General features: G+C 62.0%; 15 protein-coding genes and 2 pseudogenes. 7 read left to right on the top strand and 10 right to left on the bottom strand.

Annotated features, from left to right (window positions below):
* The first annotated feature begins 13 nt into the window (after window positions 1-13).
* From CK227_RS23445 to CK227_RS23425, 5 genes are all read left to right on the top strand, one after another.
* On the top strand, window positions 14-1,030 hold the full coding sequence (locus tag CK227_RS23445) for an ABC transporter permease (protein WP_095788800.1): 1,017 nt from the start codon (window positions 14-16) through the stop codon (window positions 1,028-1,030).
* Window positions 1,030-2,001: an ABC transporter permease gene (locus CK227_RS23440; protein ID WP_019858158.1), complete on the top strand. Its 972-nt coding sequence runs from the start codon at window positions 1,030-1,032 to the stop codon at window positions 1,999-2,001. The genes CK227_RS23445 and CK227_RS23440 overlap by 1 nt, the downstream gene beginning before the upstream one ends.
* Window positions 1,998-2,957 carry an ABC transporter ATP-binding protein gene (locus CK227_RS23435; protein ID WP_095774368.1) on the top strand — a complete coding sequence of 320 codons (960 nt, stop codon included), beginning with the start codon at window positions 1,998-2,000 and terminating at the stop codon, window positions 2,955-2,957. The genes CK227_RS23440 and CK227_RS23435 overlap by 4 nt, the downstream gene beginning before the upstream one ends.
* Entirely contained in the window at window positions 2,954-3,946 is a 993-nt protein-coding gene (locus tag CK227_RS23430; RefSeq protein ID WP_280951243.1) for a dipeptide ABC transporter ATP-binding protein, read from the top strand. The genes CK227_RS23435 and CK227_RS23430 overlap by 4 nt, the downstream gene beginning before the upstream one ends.
* A gap of 119 nt (window positions 3,947-4,065) precedes the next feature.
* Window positions 4,066-4,368 (top strand): DUF982 domain-containing protein, encoded by a 303-nt coding sequence (locus CK227_RS23425; protein WP_095774370.1) that lies wholly within the window; start codon window positions 4,066-4,068, stop codon window positions 4,366-4,368.
* A gap of 96 nt (window positions 4,369-4,464) precedes the next feature.
* Here CK227_RS23425 and CK227_RS23420 read toward each other — a convergent pair whose 3' ends face one another.
* From CK227_RS23420 to CK227_RS23390, 7 genes are all read right to left on the bottom strand, one after another.
* Window positions 4,465-4,830 carry a nuclear transport factor 2 family protein gene (locus CK227_RS23420; protein WP_095774475.1) on the bottom strand — a complete coding sequence of 122 codons (366 nt, stop codon included), beginning with the start codon at window positions 4,828-4,830 and terminating at the stop codon, window positions 4,465-4,467.
* Between the two features lie 145 nt (window positions 4,831-4,975).
* On the bottom strand, window positions 4,976-5,941 hold the full coding sequence (locus CK227_RS23415; protein WP_095774371.1) for a quinone oxidoreductase: 966 nt from the start codon (window positions 5,939-5,941) through the stop codon (window positions 4,976-4,978).
* A complete protein-coding gene (locus CK227_RS23410) occupies window positions 5,938-6,714 on the bottom strand; it encodes an alpha/beta hydrolase (RefSeq protein ID WP_095774372.1) in 777 nt (258 codons plus the stop codon). Before CK227_RS23410 ends, CK227_RS23415 begins: the two co-directional genes overlap by 4 nt.
* A gap of 116 nt (window positions 6,715-6,830) precedes the next feature.
* A complete protein-coding gene (locus CK227_RS23405; RefSeq protein ID WP_095774373.1) occupies window positions 6,831-7,346 on the bottom strand; it encodes a cytochrome P460 family protein in 516 nt (171 codons plus the stop codon).
* A 19-nt stretch (window positions 7,347-7,365) separates the two neighbouring features.
* Window positions 7,366-8,409: an alpha/beta hydrolase gene (locus tag CK227_RS23400; RefSeq protein WP_095774476.1), complete on the bottom strand. Its 1,044-nt coding sequence runs from the start codon at window positions 8,407-8,409 to the stop codon at window positions 7,366-7,368.
* A 74-nt stretch (window positions 8,410-8,483) separates the two neighbouring features.
* Window positions 8,484-8,900 (bottom strand): organic hydroperoxide resistance protein, encoded by a 417-nt coding sequence (locus CK227_RS23395; protein WP_095774477.1) that lies wholly within the window; start codon window positions 8,898-8,900, stop codon window positions 8,484-8,486.
* Between the two features lie 34 nt (window positions 8,901-8,934).
* Entirely contained in the window at window positions 8,935-10,209 is a 1,275-nt protein-coding gene (locus CK227_RS23390; protein ID WP_095774374.1) for an epoxide hydrolase, read from the bottom strand.
* Window positions 10,210-10,408: 199 nt separating this feature from the next.
* Between CK227_RS23390 and CK227_RS23385 the strand changes: the two genes are divergently transcribed.
* Window positions 10,409-13,258 carry a winged helix-turn-helix domain-containing protein gene (locus CK227_RS23385; RefSeq protein WP_095774375.1) on the top strand — a complete coding sequence of 950 codons (2,850 nt, stop codon included), beginning with the start codon at window positions 10,409-10,411 and terminating at the stop codon, window positions 13,256-13,258.
* Between the two features lie 73 nt (window positions 13,259-13,331).
* Here CK227_RS23385 and CK227_RS23380 read toward each other — a convergent pair.
* The 3 genes and pseudogenes from CK227_RS23380 to CK227_RS23370 all read right to left on the bottom strand — a co-directional run.
* A pseudogene (locus CK227_RS23380) lies at window positions 13,332-13,476 on the bottom strand (LysR family transcriptional regulator); the annotation flags it as partial.
* 8 nt (window positions 13,477-13,484) lie between these two features.
* Window positions 13,485-13,747 (bottom strand): annotated as a pseudogene (locus CK227_RS23375) (pyocin activator PrtN family protein).
* Window positions 13,748-14,438: 691 nt separating this feature from the next.
* Window positions 14,439-15,479, bottom strand: coding sequence for an EscU/YscU/HrcU family type III secretion system export apparatus switch protein (locus CK227_RS23370; RefSeq protein ID WP_095774376.1), 1,041 nt, complete (start codon window positions 15,477-15,479; stop codon window positions 14,439-14,441).
* Between the two features lie 91 nt (window positions 15,480-15,570).
* Here CK227_RS23370 and CK227_RS23365 point away from each other — a divergent pair, with 91 nt between their 5' ends.
* Entirely contained in the window at window positions 15,571-16,368 is a 798-nt protein-coding gene (locus CK227_RS23365) for a tetratricopeptide repeat protein (RefSeq protein ID WP_245433487.1), read from the top strand.
* The last annotated feature ends 163 nt before the right edge of the window (window positions 16,369-16,531 follow it).

Raw genomic sequence — 16,531 nt, 5'->3', positions numbered from 1 at the left:
GAGGGGCACGTCCGTGTCGAACCAAGCCGTCGCCATGCCACGCAAGACGCGAGGGCCCTGGGCCGTCGCGTTTGCGAAGCTGGCAAGGGACAGGGCTGCCATGGCATCCCTGACCGTGTTCCTCCTCATCGTGCTGGCCTGCCTCAGCGCGCCTCTCTATGCGAAGTGGGCCGGCGTGGACCCCTTCGCCTCGACGCTCGACGCCGTCATCCAGATCGACGGCGCCGACGTTCCGGTGATGGAACAATCGACCGAGGGGCTGGGACTCGGCTACACGCCGCTCGGTCCGACCTGGCGGCTCGGCAATTATTTCCTCGGCGCCGACAGCCAGGGGCGCGACGTCATGGCCCGAATGCTCTATGGTGGGCTGAGCTCCCTGCTGATCTCCGGGGCGGCCACCATCTTTACCCTGATAATCGGCACGGCGGCGGGATTGATCGCAGGCTATTTCGGCGGCATCACCGATACGGTGCTGTCGCGCCTGCTGGATGTCCTGTGGGCGTTCCCGATCTATCTGCTGGCGATTTCGCTTTCCATCGTCACCATCGCGCAAGGCATCAGGATCGGGCCGATCGATATCGAGTCCGGCAGCCTATGGTTGCCGGTCATCATCATCGGCATCGTCTATGTGCCCTATGTGGCGCGTCCGATACGCGGGCAGGTGCTGTCGCTGCGCCACAGCGAATTCGTGCTGGCCGCGATCAATCTCGGCGTGCCGGGATGGCGCATCCTGTGGCGCGATATCCTGCCCAACATCACCACCACGCTCATCGTCTTCGTACCGTTGATGATGGCGCTCAACATGCTGACGGAATCCGCACTTTCCTTCCTGTCGATCGGCGTGCAGCCGCCCGCCGCCAGCTGGGGCACCATCATCCAGGACGGGCAGGCGCTGCTCTACACCAGGCCGCTGGTGGCGCTGGTGCCGGGCCTGGCCATCGCGGTGTCCGTCATGGCGCTCAACGTCTTCGGCGACGGCCTGCGCGACGCGCTCGACCCGCGCTCCAAGGTTCGGTTGGGGCGCGACTGATGATCTACGCCATCCTGCGCCGTTTCGGTCAGATGCTGTTCGTGATGTTCGGTATCTCGGTAATCGTCTTCCTGATCTTCTTCGCGACGCCGGGCGCAGACCCGGCGGCGCGCATCGCCGGGCGCAATGCAACGCCCGAAGTGCTGGAAGCGGTGCGCCACAATTTCGGCTTCGACCGGCCACTCTACGTGCAATATGTGAAGATGATGGAGAAGATCTTCGTCACCGGCGACCTGACCTCCTTCGTCAATCGCGGCTGGAAGGTGGTGCCGGCGGTCATGGATTCGATCCCGGTCACGCTCTCGCTGGTGTTCGGGGCGGCGATCCTTTGGGTGGTTGTCTCCATCATCATCGGTATCGTTGCCGCCGCCACCCGCGACAGCTGGCTGGACAAGCTGTTGATGGCTTTGGGCCTGCTCGGCATCTCCATGCCGGTCTACTGGCTGGGCGAGGTGATGAACCTGATCACCCAGAGCCGCTACCACGACAGCTGGGCATTCTCATGGGTCCCGCCGCTTGGCTACAAGAATTTCTCCGACGATCCCAAAGGCTGGTTCCTGACGCTGATCATACCGTGGATCACGTTGGCCATTCTCTACATCGGCATTTATGGGCGCGTGCTGCGCGCCGCTATCATAGAATCCTTGCAGGAGGACTTTATCCGCACGGCCAGGGCCAAGGGCCTGTCGGAGACGCGCATCCTGCTGCGCCACGCCTTGCGCACATCGCTCATCGCGTTCGTCACCTTGTTCGGCCTGGACTTCGGCGCGCTGGTGGGCGGCTCGGCCCTTTTGACCGAGGTGGTGTTCGGGCTGCACGGCATCGGCAAGCTCACCTATGACGCGCTGCAGAATCTCGACCTGCCGATGATCATGGCAACGGTGATGTATGCGTCCATGTTCGTGGTCATCGCCAATGCGGTCGTCGACTTCGTCTACATCCTTCTCGATCCGCGCCTGAGGACATCATGATACTGTCGGTGCGCGACCTCAAAGTATCCTTCCGCACCAATGACGGTCTGGTCCGGGCCATCGATGGTGTTTCGTTCGACCTCGATGAAAGCGAGATTCTCGGCGTCGTCGGCGAATCCGGGTCCGGCAAGACGGTGTCGCTGCTGGCGGTGATGGGCCTCATCACCGATCCCAACGCCAGCATCGAAGGCTCGATCCGCTACAAGGGCCGCGAGCTCGTCGGACTGCCCGCGCGGGAGCTTCGTCGTTTACGCGGCAACGAAATCGCGATGATCTTCCAGGATCCGATGACGGCGCTGACGCCGGTCTACACGATCGGCTGGCAGATCGCCGAACAGATCCGCGCGCACCAGAATATCAGCAAGGCCAAGGCGATCGTGCGCGTAGAAGAACTGCTGGCCGAGGTGAATTTTCCCAATCCGCACGAGGCGATGTCGCGCTACCCGCATCAGCTTTCGGGCGGCATGCGGCAGCGCGCGGTGATCGCGATGGCATTGTCCTGCAATCCGGCGCTGCTGGTGGCGGACGAGCCGACCACCGCGCTCGACGTCACGGTGCAGGCCGGCATACTCGACCTCGTGAGAAAACTGCGCGCGACGCACAAGTCGGCGGTCGTGTTCATCACGCACGATATGGGCGTGGTCTCCGAACTCGCTGACCGGGTGATGGTCATGTATGCCGGCCGCGTGGTGGAACGTGGCAGCCGCACGGATCTGTTTTCCGACCCGCGGCATCCCTATACGCGGGCGCTGCTGGGTTCGATCCCGCCGCTGACCGGCGAAAAGCCGCGCCGCCTGCCGGCCATTCCCGGTTCGCCGCCATCGCTGCTGCGATTGCCGCAGGGTTGCGCCTTCGGCCCGCGATGCCCGGTGCACTACGAGCCCTGCGTGGCCGGCAAGCCAGAGCTTGGCATCGGCACCCACGCCACGGCGTGCTTCCGGGTGGCGCGGGCATGAGCGGACCTATGATCGACAGCCCTATCCTCGAAACGCGTTCACTCGGCAAGCGCTTCTCGATCGGCACCCGTTTCTCCGCCGACGGCAAGCGAACCGTCCATGCGGTCGACAATGTTTCGCTGACCGTGCGGCGCGGCGAGACGGTCGGCCTGGTCGGCGAATCCGGCTGCGGCAAGTCGACGCTGGCGCGCTGCCTGGTGAGGCTCTACGACATATCCGACGGAGAGCTGCTGTTCGAAGGCGAGGACATCACCTCGAAATCGCTGTCCGAGTTGAGGCCGCTGCGCCGCCGCCTGCAAATGGTCTTCCAGGACCCGTCGGCCTCGCTCAACCCGCGCCGGCGCGTCGGTGATCTGGTGGCCGAGCCGCTGCGCATCCATGGCAAGCTTTCGTCGCGCGAGATCACCGCACGCGTCGCGGAATTGTTTGAGCTCGTCGGCCTGCTGCCGGACCATGCCATCCGCTATCCGCACGAATTCTCCGGCGGCCAGCGCCAGCGGGTCGGCATCGCCCGGGCCATCGCGCTCAATCCCGACCTGGTCGTGCTGGATGAACCGGTCTCCGCGCTCGACGTCTCGGTGCAGGCGCAGATCGTCAACCTGCTGGCCGACCTGCAGGAGAAGCTGAACCTCACCTACATCTTCATCGCGCATGACCTGTCCGTGGTACGCCAGGTGTCGACCCGCATCGCCGTCATGTATCTCGGCTCGATCGTCGAGGAAGGGCCGGCGGAAGATGTGTTCGCGACATCAGCCCATCCCTACAGCCAGGCGCTGATCTCGGCGGTTCCGGTCGTCGAGACCATGCCCAGCGGGACGCGCAAGCGCATCATCCTCACCGGCGACGTGCCGAGCCCGCTCAAGCCGCCATCAGGCTGCCGTTTCCACCCAAGATGCCCGATCGCGGTCGAGCGATGCCGCACCGAGCGGCCGGAGCTGAGGGAGTATCGACCCGGCCGCAAAGTGGCCTGCCACTTCCCCACGGTTTAGCTGGCGACCATCGACCAAAAGATTTTTTAAAGGTTCCGCTTTCTGTATGGAACCAACCGCAAGACTGTGCGTTTCATAAGGTTCGATCGGGCGGCATCGCGATCGACCGGGAGGAAACGATGGACTACCTGCATTTCTTTGCGCCCGTGCGGATATCGCGCGGGCAGGGGTACCCTGTAGAAGAAGTGGATAGTGTCGCCGAGGCGATGGTTTTCTTGCGTAAATGGCCGACGGGACGACGTGGGCCAGTGTATCAGTGCGCGCTGAATTGCTGCGCGGCAGCTTTGGCGGGGCAGATGTCGGCGGAGGAGGCCAGGAAGGCATTCACCGGCTTTGCCCGGATCACGCGACTCCTGGACGACGACACGGCGCTGCCCGTCCCCGGCGAACCCATGGCGGGCGTGTACGCGCTGCGGCGCTAGCCGCACCCGGATTGCCGAACGCAAGGACTGCGGCCATGACGGCCGCAGTGTGTTGACGTGCCCGGGGCGACGTGGCCGGCCGGTTTCCCGGAAGGCCTAATCCCAAGCGACCGAATAGCGATCGATCACCCAAAGCCAGGAGCCGTCGGCCTGCCGCCGGGCAACCTCGCTGGTGACGTCGCCGTCGGCAAGTCGGGTCGAGGTGAGGGCAAGGTCTCCGCAAATAAGCGCCGGCCGCTGTCCTCCGACCGCAAACTTTCGTCCAGACGCAACGATCTCCGCATAGTAGTCACGAATGGCTTCATGACCGCGCAGAGAACGTCCGCCGCCGCAGTCGATCACGGCATCCGCCTCGAAAAGCGCGACCATGCCATCGATGTCGCCCGCATGCTGTCTCGCTACCAGCATGGGCTCCAGCTGCTGCGGGTCGTAGGCGGGCTCTCCCGCGCTCGGATCGTTCATGGCGCGGCCTATGATGCGCTGATCGCTGGTCAGCCACGACGAGACGTTTCCTTGCGAATGTCGGCGCGCCAACCGGCGGAGTGATCCCGGAAACTTTGCCTATTGACGCCTCGCGAATATCGTATCGTGAGGAAGACCGGATGGCTCAGGGGATGAGCAGAAGCTTTCCCGTCGTGCCACGGCTTTCCAAATCGGCATGTGCGCATGCTGCTTCGGCGAGCGGGTAAACGCCGCCGATCCGGATCTTCAGGTCGCCGCTGGCGATCCAGTCGAATAGTTGTCCGGTGCGGGCGCGAAGCAGTGCCGGCGTGTGGATATGATCGAAGAACCTTGCGTAGCCGATCTTGATGCTTTTCGGCAGGCTCATGATGTCGAGCGGTCCGGGACCGCCCAGCACCGGGCCGTACCAGCAGAAGGTGCCGGAGCGGCGCAAGGAGTCGAGCGAAGCCTGAAAGGTCTTCGGACCGGAACCGTCGTAGACGACGTGCACGCCTTCACCGGACAGGCGAACGACTTCCTCGGCGAATCGCCCCTCGGTGTCCACGATCACATGGTCTGCTCCGGCCTCTCTTGCCACGGCGGTTTTGTTTGCGGACGAGACGCGGCCGATCACGTGCCCGCCCCTCAGCTTTGTGATCTGGGTGAGCAGCAATCCGACGCCGCCCGCCGCCGCATGGACCAGCGCCACGTCGCCGGGTTGAACGGGATAGAAGTCGGTGGCGAAGTGGCTGGCAGTCAGCCCCTGCATCATCACGGACGCCGCCGTACGATCATCGATCCCGTCCGGAATGGGCACGAGCGCGTCCGCCGGTACCATCGCTCGATCTGTGTAGCTTCCAGGCGCGTACACCCAGGCAACCCGTTGTCCGGGCCGGAAATGCTCGACTCCATCGCCCACGGCGAGTACCCGCCCGGCACCCTCTACGCCCAGAACCTTGGGATTGGGCGTTTCCGTCCAGGCCATGCCCTGGCGGACGCCGATGTCCATGAAGTTCACGCCCGCCGCGGCGACCTCGACCAGAACTTGTGCGCTCGCGGGAGCGGTTTCGGGGCGCTCGACGATTTCGAGCGCATCAGGTCCCCCGGTGCGGTTCATGACGACGGCTTTCATCGCGATATCTCCCTGGCGGCATTCTCGATCAGCCGCGCTACAGGCCCAGGATTCGACACCATCACCACATGCGAAGCACCCTTAATCGCGATCGTTTCGCGGGCGTGAGCCCGTTCAGCCATGTAGGCAGATGCTCGCGGCGGGATGTTCTTGTCCGCGTCGCCGTAGATGAACCAGCTTGGAATGCTCTTCCAAGCAGCCTTGGCCTGAGCTTCGTTGAGGGCGGCTTCCGCGATCGGCCGCTGCGTTGCGGCCATCAGTCTGGCTTGCGCTTCGGGAGCGTCGGCGGCAAACTGATCGTGGAACTTGTCCTGCTGAATGTAGAGATCCTTTCCACCGCCTGACAGCGCGACAGGAGGAGCGAGTGTCGGACCCAGCGTGCTGCCTGGAAACTTTCCTGCAAGTTGCGCAGCGGTTTCACCCGCCTCCGGCGCAAATGCGGCGACATAGACCAGCGCCTTCACATTGGCATGACCATCGGCAGCGTCGCTGATCACCGACCCTCCATAGGAATGGCCGACGAGAACGACCGGGCTTTTTATCGAGGAAAGCACGCTGGCGACATAGTTTCCGTCGCTTCTGACGCCCCGTAGCGGATTGGCTGCCGCCACGACGGAAAAGCCGTCCTTTTCAAGAATCTCAACGACACCGTTCCAACTCGAAGAGTCGGCGAAGGCGCCGTGAACCAGGACGATGGTAGGCTTGTCGGGCTGCGCTTGTGCGTTACCGAACGTGGCCGCGATAATTACGAGGCCTGCGAGCAAGATTTTCATTGGAACATCCTTTCGTTGTGGGGTGCGGTCTTCACCGCGTCGAGCGCAGGTGAGGGGCGGGGATGCCGCAAACTCTCCCTCGTGTTCGCTCTGCGTTTCTCTGCGTGGGAACCGAGTTACGGCGCGTCGCGGGTAAAGACGTAGTCGTGTCCCTGGACGCGCGCCTCGTGGCAGGCGAAGCATGTCTCGTGCTGCGCTTCGTCGACGGGCTTGCCATTAATGAACCGCCCAAAACCCCAGCCGCCGCTCGACGCGTATTTCTTCGAATCCTTGACCATGACCTGCACCGTTGTGGCGGCGCCAGGAACCGAAGCGGGTTCGAACTCGGCCGACTGCATGCGCTTCCAAGCGAGCTTGACCAGCACGGTACCGTCCGGGAACGGCAGCGTGCTATTTCGATAGGCATCCATTGCGACTGTATTTCCCACGACAGCGCGAAGCTCGTTCAGCGGGTCGCCTTCCAGGGCTGGCGCGATGAGCTCCCACCTGCGGTAACCGTCCGGGATCGTCACGCCATAGATCGGCGAGGCTTCCGTGTTGTTCTGAGCTCGAACAATGTCGATCTCCACGCAGCCGATAGCGAGAGCGATCGACACGGTGATGACGGCTGCAATTACAAGATTGCGTCTCATGCGCTCGCTCCGTCCGCACTCAGAACTTGTCGACGTCGATGACGGCCTTTGCGAACGCCTCGGGCGCTTCCTGCGGCAGGTCGTGCCCGATGCCGCCAGTGATCAGCCGATGCTCGTATTTGCCAGAGAATTTCTTCGCATAGGCCGTGGGAACGGGATGTGGGGCGCCGTTCGCGTCGCCCTCGAGCGTGACCGTTGGCACATTGATCACCGGGCCCTTGGCGAGCTTTTCCTCTAGCTCGTCATAGCGGCGCTCGCCTTCTGCAAGGCCGAGCCGCCAACGGTAGTTGTGGATAACGATATCGACGTGGTCGGGATTCCGGAACGCGGCGGCGCTTCTGGCGAAAGTCGCGTCGTCGAAGTTCCAGTGCGGCGAGGCGAGTTTCCAGATCAGCCTGGCGAAGTCATCCGTGTATTTCGCATAGCCGGCGCGGCCGCGGTCTGTCGAGAAGTAGAATTGATACCACCATTGCAGTTCGGCCTGCGGCGGCAACGGCGCCTTGTTGGCCGCCTGGCTGCCGATCAGATAGCCGCTGACTGACACCATGGCCTTGCAGCGCTCGGGCCAGAGCGCGGCAAGGATATTTGCCGTCCGTGCGCCCCAGTCGTAGCCGGCGACGATCGCCTTTTCGACGCCCAGGGCATCCATCAGGTCGATGATATCGACCGCCAGCGCGGCCTGCTGCCCGTTGCGAAGCGTGGCATCCGACAGGAACCGCGTCGTGCCGTGGCCGCGCAGATAAGGAATGATTACCCGATAGCCGGCTCCCGCAAGCAGTGGCGCGACATCGACATAACTGTGGATGTCGTATGGCCAGCCATGCAGCAGTATGACGGGAGGCCCATCCGCTGGGCCATCCTCGGCATATCCAACGTTCAGCAGACCAGCATCGATCTGCTTTAGCGCCGCGAACGCGGTGCGCGATCCTGTTGCGCTGACCACAGCGGTCTGCTCTCCGTCCTGAGCATTCGAGCTTCGGACCGCCCCTAGCTGAGCTAGGGCGACGGTAGCCGCAGCGATGCCGAACAGGCGCCGGCGGTGATGGTCTATGACTTCCGGAATCTTGATTGCGTTCATGGGAGTATTGCCTTTGCTCACGGGGCAGTCGCGGCAGCGCGATTGCCAAGACCGAGGGACTAGATCAGGTTGATTTCGACTTCGATGTTGCCACGCGTGGCCTTTGAATAGGGACATGACTGATGCGCTGCATCGACGACCGCCCTGGCGTCATTGGGATCCATCCCTGGCAGGCTCACATTGAGCCGGGCGCTGAGAAAGAAGGCGCCGTCGTTGCTGTTGAGATCGACCTCCGCATCGATCGCAAGATCCGCAGGCAACACGATGTTCATCTTGCGCGCGGCGATCGCCATCGCGCCTTCGAAGCATGCCGACCAACCTGCAGCAAAAAGCTGCTCGGGATTGGTGCCGCTGCCCGCACCGCCAGGCGTCGAGAGCCTGATGTCCAAGCGGCCGTCGGAGCTGCGTGAAGCACCGTCCCGACCTCCTGTGGTACGCACTTTCCCCGTGTAGAGTCGTTTCGCTTGAGTCGTCATGGTATGCATTCCCGTTATGAAATCGGATGTTCGATCAGCGCAATGATCTGAAGGCCGCGCGGACTTCCTCCGTGAAGAGCCGGGGCTGCTCCCATGCCGCAAAGTGGCCTCCATTGTCGGCTTCGTGGAAGTAGATAAGGTTGTGGTAGCAACGCTCGGCCCAGCTTCGCGGCGCGCAGTAGATTTCGCCTGGAAACACCGTCACGGCGACGGGGAGATCGGCAATGTCCACGGCATTGAAATTGTTGGAGTGGTCTTCCCAGTAGATCTGCGCCGCCGACGCTCCGGATTCAGTGAGCCAGTAGAGCGAGATGTCATCGAGCATCTCGTCCTTGCTCAGAACCCGCTCGGGCTCCCCGCCGCTGTAGGTCCACTGCGCGAGCTTCTCGTAGATCCATGCGGCCAGGCCGACCGGCGAATCCACTAGGGAGTAGCCGATGGTCTGCGGCCGTGTGACCATCATGGCGGCATAGCCGGAACTGTCCTTGTAGAAGGTGTCGAGCGCATCGAACGCCGCGCTTTCCTTCCCGGTCAGATCACTTGGCGCTGGTCCGCCGGCAGTGAGGATCGCCGCGATCTCTTTCGGAACGGTACCTGGCATGTTGACGTGTATGCCAATGAGCCCAGGCACCTTCTGCAGCGCCATGCGATGAGAGATGACCGAACCGCAGTCGCCGCCCTGTGAGACATAGCGGTCGTAACCCAGCCGCCCCATCAGCACGCCCCAGGCACGGCCGATATGGTCTGAGCCCCAGCCGGTCTCCGTCGGCTTCCCGGAAAAGCCGAAGCCGGGGATTGACGGTACCACGAGATGGAAGGCATCTCCGGCAGCACCGCCATGAGCGGTGGGATCTGTCAGGGGACCGATGACCTTCATGAATTCCAGGATCGAACCGGGCCAACCATGCGTCATGATCATCGGCATAGCATTCTCATGGCGGGACCGGACGTGGATGAAGTGGATGGCAACGCCATCGATTTCGGTGACGAACATAGGCAGAGCGTTGAGCTTCGCTTCGACCTTCCGCCAGTTGTAATCGGTCATCCAATAGCGAAGGAGATTCTGGAGCTTTGCGAGTTGCACGCCCTGCGACTGATCCGTGGCGGTTTCCCGCAGGGGCCAGCGCGTCGTTGCCAGACGTCGACGAAGATCGACGATTGCCTCTTCCGGAATGTCGGCGCGAAAGGGATGGACGGCTTCGATGTCGGCACTCGCGCGCGCCCTCGCGGGAAGCAGGCTCAAGGCGCCTGCCACCGCTGATGCGGCAAGCAGGCTTCGCCGCGTGAGCGATGACGATAATGCGGGCATGGTCGTTCTCCTTGGGTCCGTCGGCAGAGAGGTTCTTGCTCTTTCCGACACATAGAAGGAGATCGCCCGAAGCGCCCGTTATGCATTATGATGCAACGTTAGTGCTCGTCGGCGAATGCAGGCTTGCAGCGAAGCCCCCACTTTTGTTCTTCTCATAGGTGAGTGGTCGCCTGCATGAGCAGGCCGCCAAGGGAGTGTCATGATAGGACCTGCAAGCGACACGATATCATTTGGTCCCTTTACGCTTGCCGTCCGCGAACGGCTGCTCTTGCGGCAAGGCACCACCGTCGATCTGGGCGGGCGCGCGTTCGATATCCTGGCTACTTTGGCTGCCCGCTCCAACGAGGTGATCAGCAAGAAGGATTTATTGGCGAACGTCTGGCCCGACGTGACCGTCGAGGAGGGTAGTCTGCGGTTTCACATGGCTAATCTCAGAAAGGCGTTGGGCGATGGCAAGGACGGCGCGCGCTACATCGCTACCTTGAAGGGCCGGGGCTATTGCTTCGTGGCACCGATCTCGCGATCGGGTGGTCGCGACGATGCGCGAAGCGAGGCCGCCGCCAGCTACCCGCAGGCCAACCTCCCGAGCCGACTGGCCCGCATGGTTGGGCGAACCGAAGACACGGCCGCGCTTTCCGCGGAGCTGGCGGCCGCGCGCTTCGTCACGATCGTCGGCACGGGTGGGGTCGGCAAGACCACCGTTGCGGTGGCGACCGGGCATCACGTGGTCGATGCGTTCGCGGGCGCCGTGCATTTCGTCGATCTTGGGGCGCTGAATGATCCCAACCTGGTTGCGCCGACTGTAGCCTCGATGCTGGGGCTGTCGCTTCAGTCTGACGCCGCCGCGTCCGCTCTCATCACATACCTGGCTGACAAGAGAATCCTCCTGATCCTGGACACCTGCGAGCATGTCATAGTCGCGGCGGCGGACCTGGCCGCCCGTATCTTCGCTTCCGCGCCGCAGGCCCACATCCTGGCGACGAGCCGGGAGGCTCTCCAGGTCGAAGGCGAGCATGTCTATAAGCTCGCGCCGCTTGCTTACCCGCCAGACGATCTGGAACCCACCGCAGCAGTCGCGCAAGCGTTCCCTGCGACCGAGCTGTTCTTGGAGCGCGCAGCAGCGAGCGGTGCTCGTCTTGACCTCGACGATTCGGAAGCAGGGGTCGTGGCGCACATCTGCCGGAAGCTTGATGGCGTACCGCTTGCCATCGAACTGGCAGCAGGACGGGTTGCGAGCTACGGCCTGCAGAAGACCGCAATGCTTCTCGACGAACGCCTGGCCCTCGTGTGGCCGGGGCAGCGCAGCGCACCGCCGCGCCAGAAGACACTTCAGGCCACTTTGGACTGGAGCTTCGGGCTTCTGTCCGAATTCGAGCGCCTGGTGCTTCGCCGGCTTGCCGTTTTCGTTGGTCATTTTTCGATCGATGCCGCGCTGACAATAGTAACAAGCCCGACCGTGGACGATGCGCTCGTATTCAGCGCCATCGACAGCCTCGTGGCGAAGTCGATGGTCGCGGCGAGGCCAGCCGGTGCAACGATGCGCTACCGGCTGCTCGATACGACGCGGGCTTATGCCCTTCAGTTCGAGGTCCAGGATGCGGAACTCACGGAACTGGTCGCCCGGCACGCGACCTACTGTCTGCGATGGCTGGAGGATACGGGGAATGAGTGGCCTACGTTGTCGAGCGCGTCGCAACGATCACAGCACCTCGCCGGCCTTGCCAATGTGCGTGGTGCTCTGGATCGGTGTTTCGGATCCAACGGGGATGCCAGGCTCGGCATTCGTCTTGCCGCCGCCGCTGCTCCGCTTTTCCTATCGATGTCCTTGCTCACCGAGTGCCATCGCTGGACCTCCCTCGCAATTTTCGCTCTCCACGACTCCATGCGCAGCGGACGCGAGGAGATGCACCTTCAGGCGGCCCTCGGGATCTCCCTGATGTTCACGCACGGGGGAAGGGATGCAGCACGCGTGGCGCTGAACAGAAGCTTCTCCATTGCCGAGCAGCGCGGCGATGCGCTGGATCAGATTCAGGTTCTCGGGCCACTGCAGATGTTCCATTTGCGTACGGGAGATTTCAAGACCGCGCTCCGCTACGCGGAGCGTTGCGCCGTTATTGCCGGCGCGCTGGAAGACTCCGTCTCCACGACATTGGCGCATTCGTTGATGGGAATATCGCTTCACCTCAAAGGAGAACTAGGCCGCGCACAGACCTCGCTTGCGGCAGCATTGCGATACGGGCCGAATTCCGGCCGGACCACGACCAACTATCTCGGTTTCGACGGAAGAATCCTCGCCGGCGCGATCCTGGCAAGGACGCTTTGGCTGCAAGGCCATCCGGATCGGGCGGTGGAACGTGCGCTGCTGACGATCAAGGACGCCGAGATCCTGAACCATCCGCTGACGCTTTCGATCGCTCTTGTTTGGGCCGTTTCCGTGTTCATTTGGGTCGGCGATCTCGATCGCGCGGACGAGCATATAGACCGTCTCTTCTTGCGTGCGGAACCCCACTCGCTCGGACCGTATCTGGCGCTAGGACGAGGCTTCAAGGGAGAACTGGCCATTCGTCGAGGCGATGCGGAGAAGGGAATCGAGAGCCTGCAACGCAGTCTCGCGGAGCTCCACGCAGCGCCCTACGAACTGCTCACCACTCCGCTCAACGTCGCGCTCGTTCAAGGCCTTGCCGCCACGGGCCGGCTCGCGGAGGCCCTCCCACTGCTCGACGACACGATTCTGTCGGTCGAGGCAAACGGAGATCTCTGCTATATGCCGGAGTTACTGCGCGTGAAGGGCTGCCTTGTTTTGGCGTCAGTGCAGTCTGGCACCGACGAGGCTGAAACCTGCTTCACGCGGTCACTCGAAATGAGCCAGGGTTGGGGCGCATGGGGATGGGAGCTGCGCGCCGCGATCGACCTGGCTACCCTTCTGATCGATCGCAGACAACACGAAACCGCCCGGGCGCATCTCCAGCCGCGGTTCGAGCGCTTCGTTGAGGGTTTGGATACTGCTGATCTGAAGTCAGCTGCACGTCTGCTCGCGACGCAGAGTTAGTCTGGCTCCGCTACAATCGGAACGAGAGCGCTCCGGAGGTCACATAGCCATACGTGATGCAATCGGCGAGTCAAGCGATGCCGAGTCCTGCCGCCGCGGCAGCGGCAAGCGCCGTAGCGTTATCGGCCTTGAACCTGCCCTGCGGCTGAATCGCAACGATCTTGTCGCCATCCATGAACTGCCAGGCTTCCGCCCTGCATGAGTGCCTGATGGGTAACGATTGCACTCAGTTCCAACCGCTCATCTCCCTCTGGGCCGCCTGTCTGCGCTTATCAAGGTAGTCTGCCAAATCCTGCAAATGGACACCCTTGGCAAATTTCTGACCTGTTTCTATTCGCATGAGCGGCGGGGCGATGTCGCCTGAACCGAGCTTGCGGAGAAATTTCGGGAGCGTCAGGTGGCAAAGAAATCGCGCCGAACCTCATCGAGCGGAATTATAGCCTTACCGTTGTATTGCGCCATGAACAGAAAAGCGGTGTTGAGTGACATTGATGGTTACGCTTTGAAAAATAGAATGAAACGAGCCACATATCATAGAGGCCGGCAATGTCAGTCTGCCCCAACCTAAATGCAGTTTAAATAATGCGGATAAATGATTGACAAGTATATGAAATTTGCCATTGCGCCTATGATGGACTGGACATATAGATAAATGAAATCAGATGTTTACGGGGCAGCGTGTGCAAAAATCGCACACGAAAGTTCTGCTTCTCTTCTTTTTTCGTTCCCACGACGGAGCCGCCGGTAGCCCTTCTCTGACGTTCTTCTGCCGACGATATTGATCGCTCCAACGCGAATGTTCGCCGGGATATCCGTGAACATCATTGGCCGCCCCGGCGTTCACTTGGCCTGGGGTTCCTGGAAGCTTTTCGAACTTTCTGGGTCGCGCCTCAGCACGAATTGCGGGTACTCATGGACAAGGCGGGACACTAAATTCGGTTTTTTGGGGCGAGTTTGGCCGGCATCGACTTCCTGGCGCGTTTGCCCTCCTGATAACGCCGTCAACAGGAATCCAAATGTGAGTGGCAGCTTTGCGCCTCAGGCACGAATCCGTTTCGCGGGAGTGCCGCCTAATATCGATGAGGTCGATGATCGAGTCGATAAAGGCCGTGTGGATCGAGCGCTGCCGGTAGTCAGGTCAAGACTGAGTCGACGTTGAGTTTTGCAGGCGAACCCCGCCTCAAGTGAGGCCATGCCGAACGAGATGGCGAACAACCGGCGGAAACATCTGCTGGCCGATATATGATCCCATGTTCGTGTTCTCGAAGAGTGCTTCGGCAAGGGCGTTATCCTCGACCGCCGGAATACCGGCCTGGCGCGCTTGAGCTGTTATCTCGTTAGCAACGCGCCCCTGACCCTTGGCGACAACCGTCGGCACCGGCGTTTCGCCCCTGATGTAACGCAACGCCACGGCCCGGTCGCCGGATACGAAGACGATAACCGCATTTTTCACGCCCAGCTTCGCCGGCCGTATCACCGCTTCGCGCCGCTGCCGCTGCTGTTCATGGCGTATCAAGGGGTCGCCTTCGAGATCCTTGTGTTCACGCTTATACTCGGTTGTTGTCATGCGCATGTCGCGAAGAAACAGCCAGCGTTGAATAGGGACGTCGATCACGCCGATGACGACGAAAGCCAGGCCGGCGGCGATTCCCAGCGGCGTCAGGACTGCTTGGATCACCGGCCCCAGGCATGACGGACCGCAACCCGGCGCATCGAATAGCGGCTGCAGCCATATGATCAGCACAAAGACGAAGAGGCATGCCAGTAGCACCAGTTTGATCAGGCCCTTGGCAAACTCGATGACGTTGCGGAGCGACAGGATCTTCTGCAGGCCCTTGGCTGGATTTATGTGGTCGAACTGCGGTTTGAGCGGCTCGAACGAGAGGACTGGCCCGAACGTCCCCAGCATGCCGAAGACCGCGGTGAGAACGACAACGATGCTGACCAACGGCAGAGTGGCAAGTATCAGCAGCGAGAAGAATTGATGGATGGCGCGCAGGCTGACATCCCCGAACGAACCGCCGGTCACGGTCACGGTCTGCACCAGTTCCGAAAGGTGCCTGAAGAGCATCGGCCAGGAAAAATAGAGATATGCGAGCGCTGCGAAGAAAGTGAAGCCGGAGATAAGGTCGCGGCTCTGCGGAACCTGGCCTTTGCGGCGCGCGTCGCGCAGCTTCTTGTCGGATGCCGGGAGTTTCTTTTCCTCAGCTTCTTCGGCCATGTTGCAATCTTACCGCACTGTTGTGGTTCCAGTCCGCCCATGCGCTGTGTAAGGTGGCGCCGGGCTTGAATACGGAGAGGTGGATATGCGGTTGCATGTCGTATTCTTGCCTGTGGCCCTGGCCCTGGCGCTGTCCGCTTGCCAGACGGCCAAAACAGGCTCGATCGACGCGACGGCCCAAGGTCCGTCCTCGCAGTCGGATCGGTTGATCAAGCTTGCCGACGATATCGATGCGCGCGGGGAAAGTGATACCGCGATAGCGCTCTATCAGCGTGCGGCAACGATGCCGGACGCCAACGCGGGCGCGTTCGTCAAGGCGGGCGACGCCTATATGCGGGCCGGATATCCGACCGATGCGACCAAGGCCTACCAGGCCGCGCTCGCAAAAGCTCCCAACGACGGGAAGGCGATGCTCGGCCTTGGCTCGGCGATGATAGAGGCTGGCGACATCGATGCCGGCATGCGCGCGCTCGCGCAGGCAGCGCCTCTGGTCAACACCAGCGCTGCCTATAACCGTCTGGGCGTGGCGCAGACATTCGCCGGCCAGACCGCCGAAGCGCAGACGACTTTCGCCCAGGCGTTGAAACTCGCTCCCGGCGATCTCGACGTGGAGACCAACATGGTATTGGCGGCAGCCCTTGAAGACAATTCCGCGGCGGCACTGCCGCTGGTGCAGAAGATTGCTGCCGCACCCAATGCGCAATTGCACCAGAAGCGCAATGTCGTGATGGTCTATGGACTTCTTGGCCAAGCCGATCAGGTCAAGGGGTCGCCGCCTATCGGTCTGACGACCAAGGAGGTGGCCATCTTGCTCGCGCGTGCCAGGACCATCCGTTCGAAGGGCAGCACGCAGGCCAAGGCCAAAGCGCTCGGCTCCATCCTGGGCTAAAGCAGTTCCAGGAAAAGTGCGGAGCGGTTTCCGGTCCGGAATTGCGTTGAAACAACGAGATGAAGTGGCTCGCCGTTTCCGTGAAACTGTGACCTGTTCCAACGCGTCGGAGCGTAAGACCTGGGCCGATCTCGCACCAAGCTTGACGCCTGGAGCGGTGCTG

Origin of the sequence: Mesorhizobium sp. WSM4308 (assembly GCF_002294905.1) — a bacterium.
Lineage (GTDB): Bacteria > Pseudomonadota > Alphaproteobacteria > Rhizobiales > Rhizobiaceae > Mesorhizobium.
This window is presented reverse-complemented; position numbering and strand designations above follow the sequence as displayed.

Excerpts from the sequence above, each read along its gene's own strand:
- CK227_RS23440 (WP_019858158.1), top strand. The coding sequence starts at position 1,030 with ATGATCTACGCCATCCTGCGCCGTTTCGGTCAGATGCTGTTCGTGATG.
- CK227_RS23435 (WP_095774368.1), top strand. The coding sequence starts at position 1,998 with ATGATACTGTCGGTGCGCGACCTCAAAGTATCCTTCCGCACCAATGAC.
- CK227_RS23430 (WP_280951243.1), top strand. The coding sequence starts at position 2,954 with ATGAGCGGACCTATGATCGACAGCCCTATCCTCGAAACGCGTTCACTC.
- CK227_RS23425 (WP_095774370.1), top strand. The coding sequence starts at position 4,066 with ATGGACTACCTGCATTTCTTTGCGCCCGTGCGGATATCGCGCGGGCAG.
- CK227_RS23420 (WP_095774475.1), bottom strand. The coding sequence starts at position 4,830 with ATGAACGATCCGAGCGCGGGAGAGCCCGCCTACGACCCGCAGCAGCTG.
- CK227_RS23415 (WP_095774371.1), bottom strand. The coding sequence starts at position 5,941 with ATGAAAGCCGTCGTCATGAACCGCACCGGGGGACCTGATGCGCTCGAA.
- CK227_RS23410 (WP_095774372.1), bottom strand. The coding sequence starts at position 6,714 with ATGAAAATCTTGCTCGCAGGCCTCGTAATTATCGCGGCCACGTTCGGT.
- CK227_RS23405 (WP_095774373.1), bottom strand. The coding sequence starts at position 7,346 with ATGAGACGCAATCTTGTAATTGCAGCCGTCATCACCGTGTCGATCGCT.
- CK227_RS23395 (WP_095774477.1), bottom strand. The coding sequence starts at position 8,900 with ATGACGACTCAAGCGAAACGACTCTACACGGGGAAAGTGCGTACCACA.
- CK227_RS23390 (WP_095774374.1), bottom strand. The coding sequence starts at position 10,209 with ATGCCCGCATTATCGTCATCGCTCACGCGGCGAAGCCTGCTTGCCGCA.
- CK227_RS23385 (WP_095774375.1), top strand. The coding sequence starts at position 10,409 with ATGATAGGACCTGCAAGCGACACGATATCATTTGGTCCCTTTACGCTT.
- CK227_RS23370 (WP_095774376.1), bottom strand. The coding sequence starts at position 15,479 with ATGGCCGAAGAAGCTGAGGAAAAGAAACTCCCGGCATCCGACAAGAAG.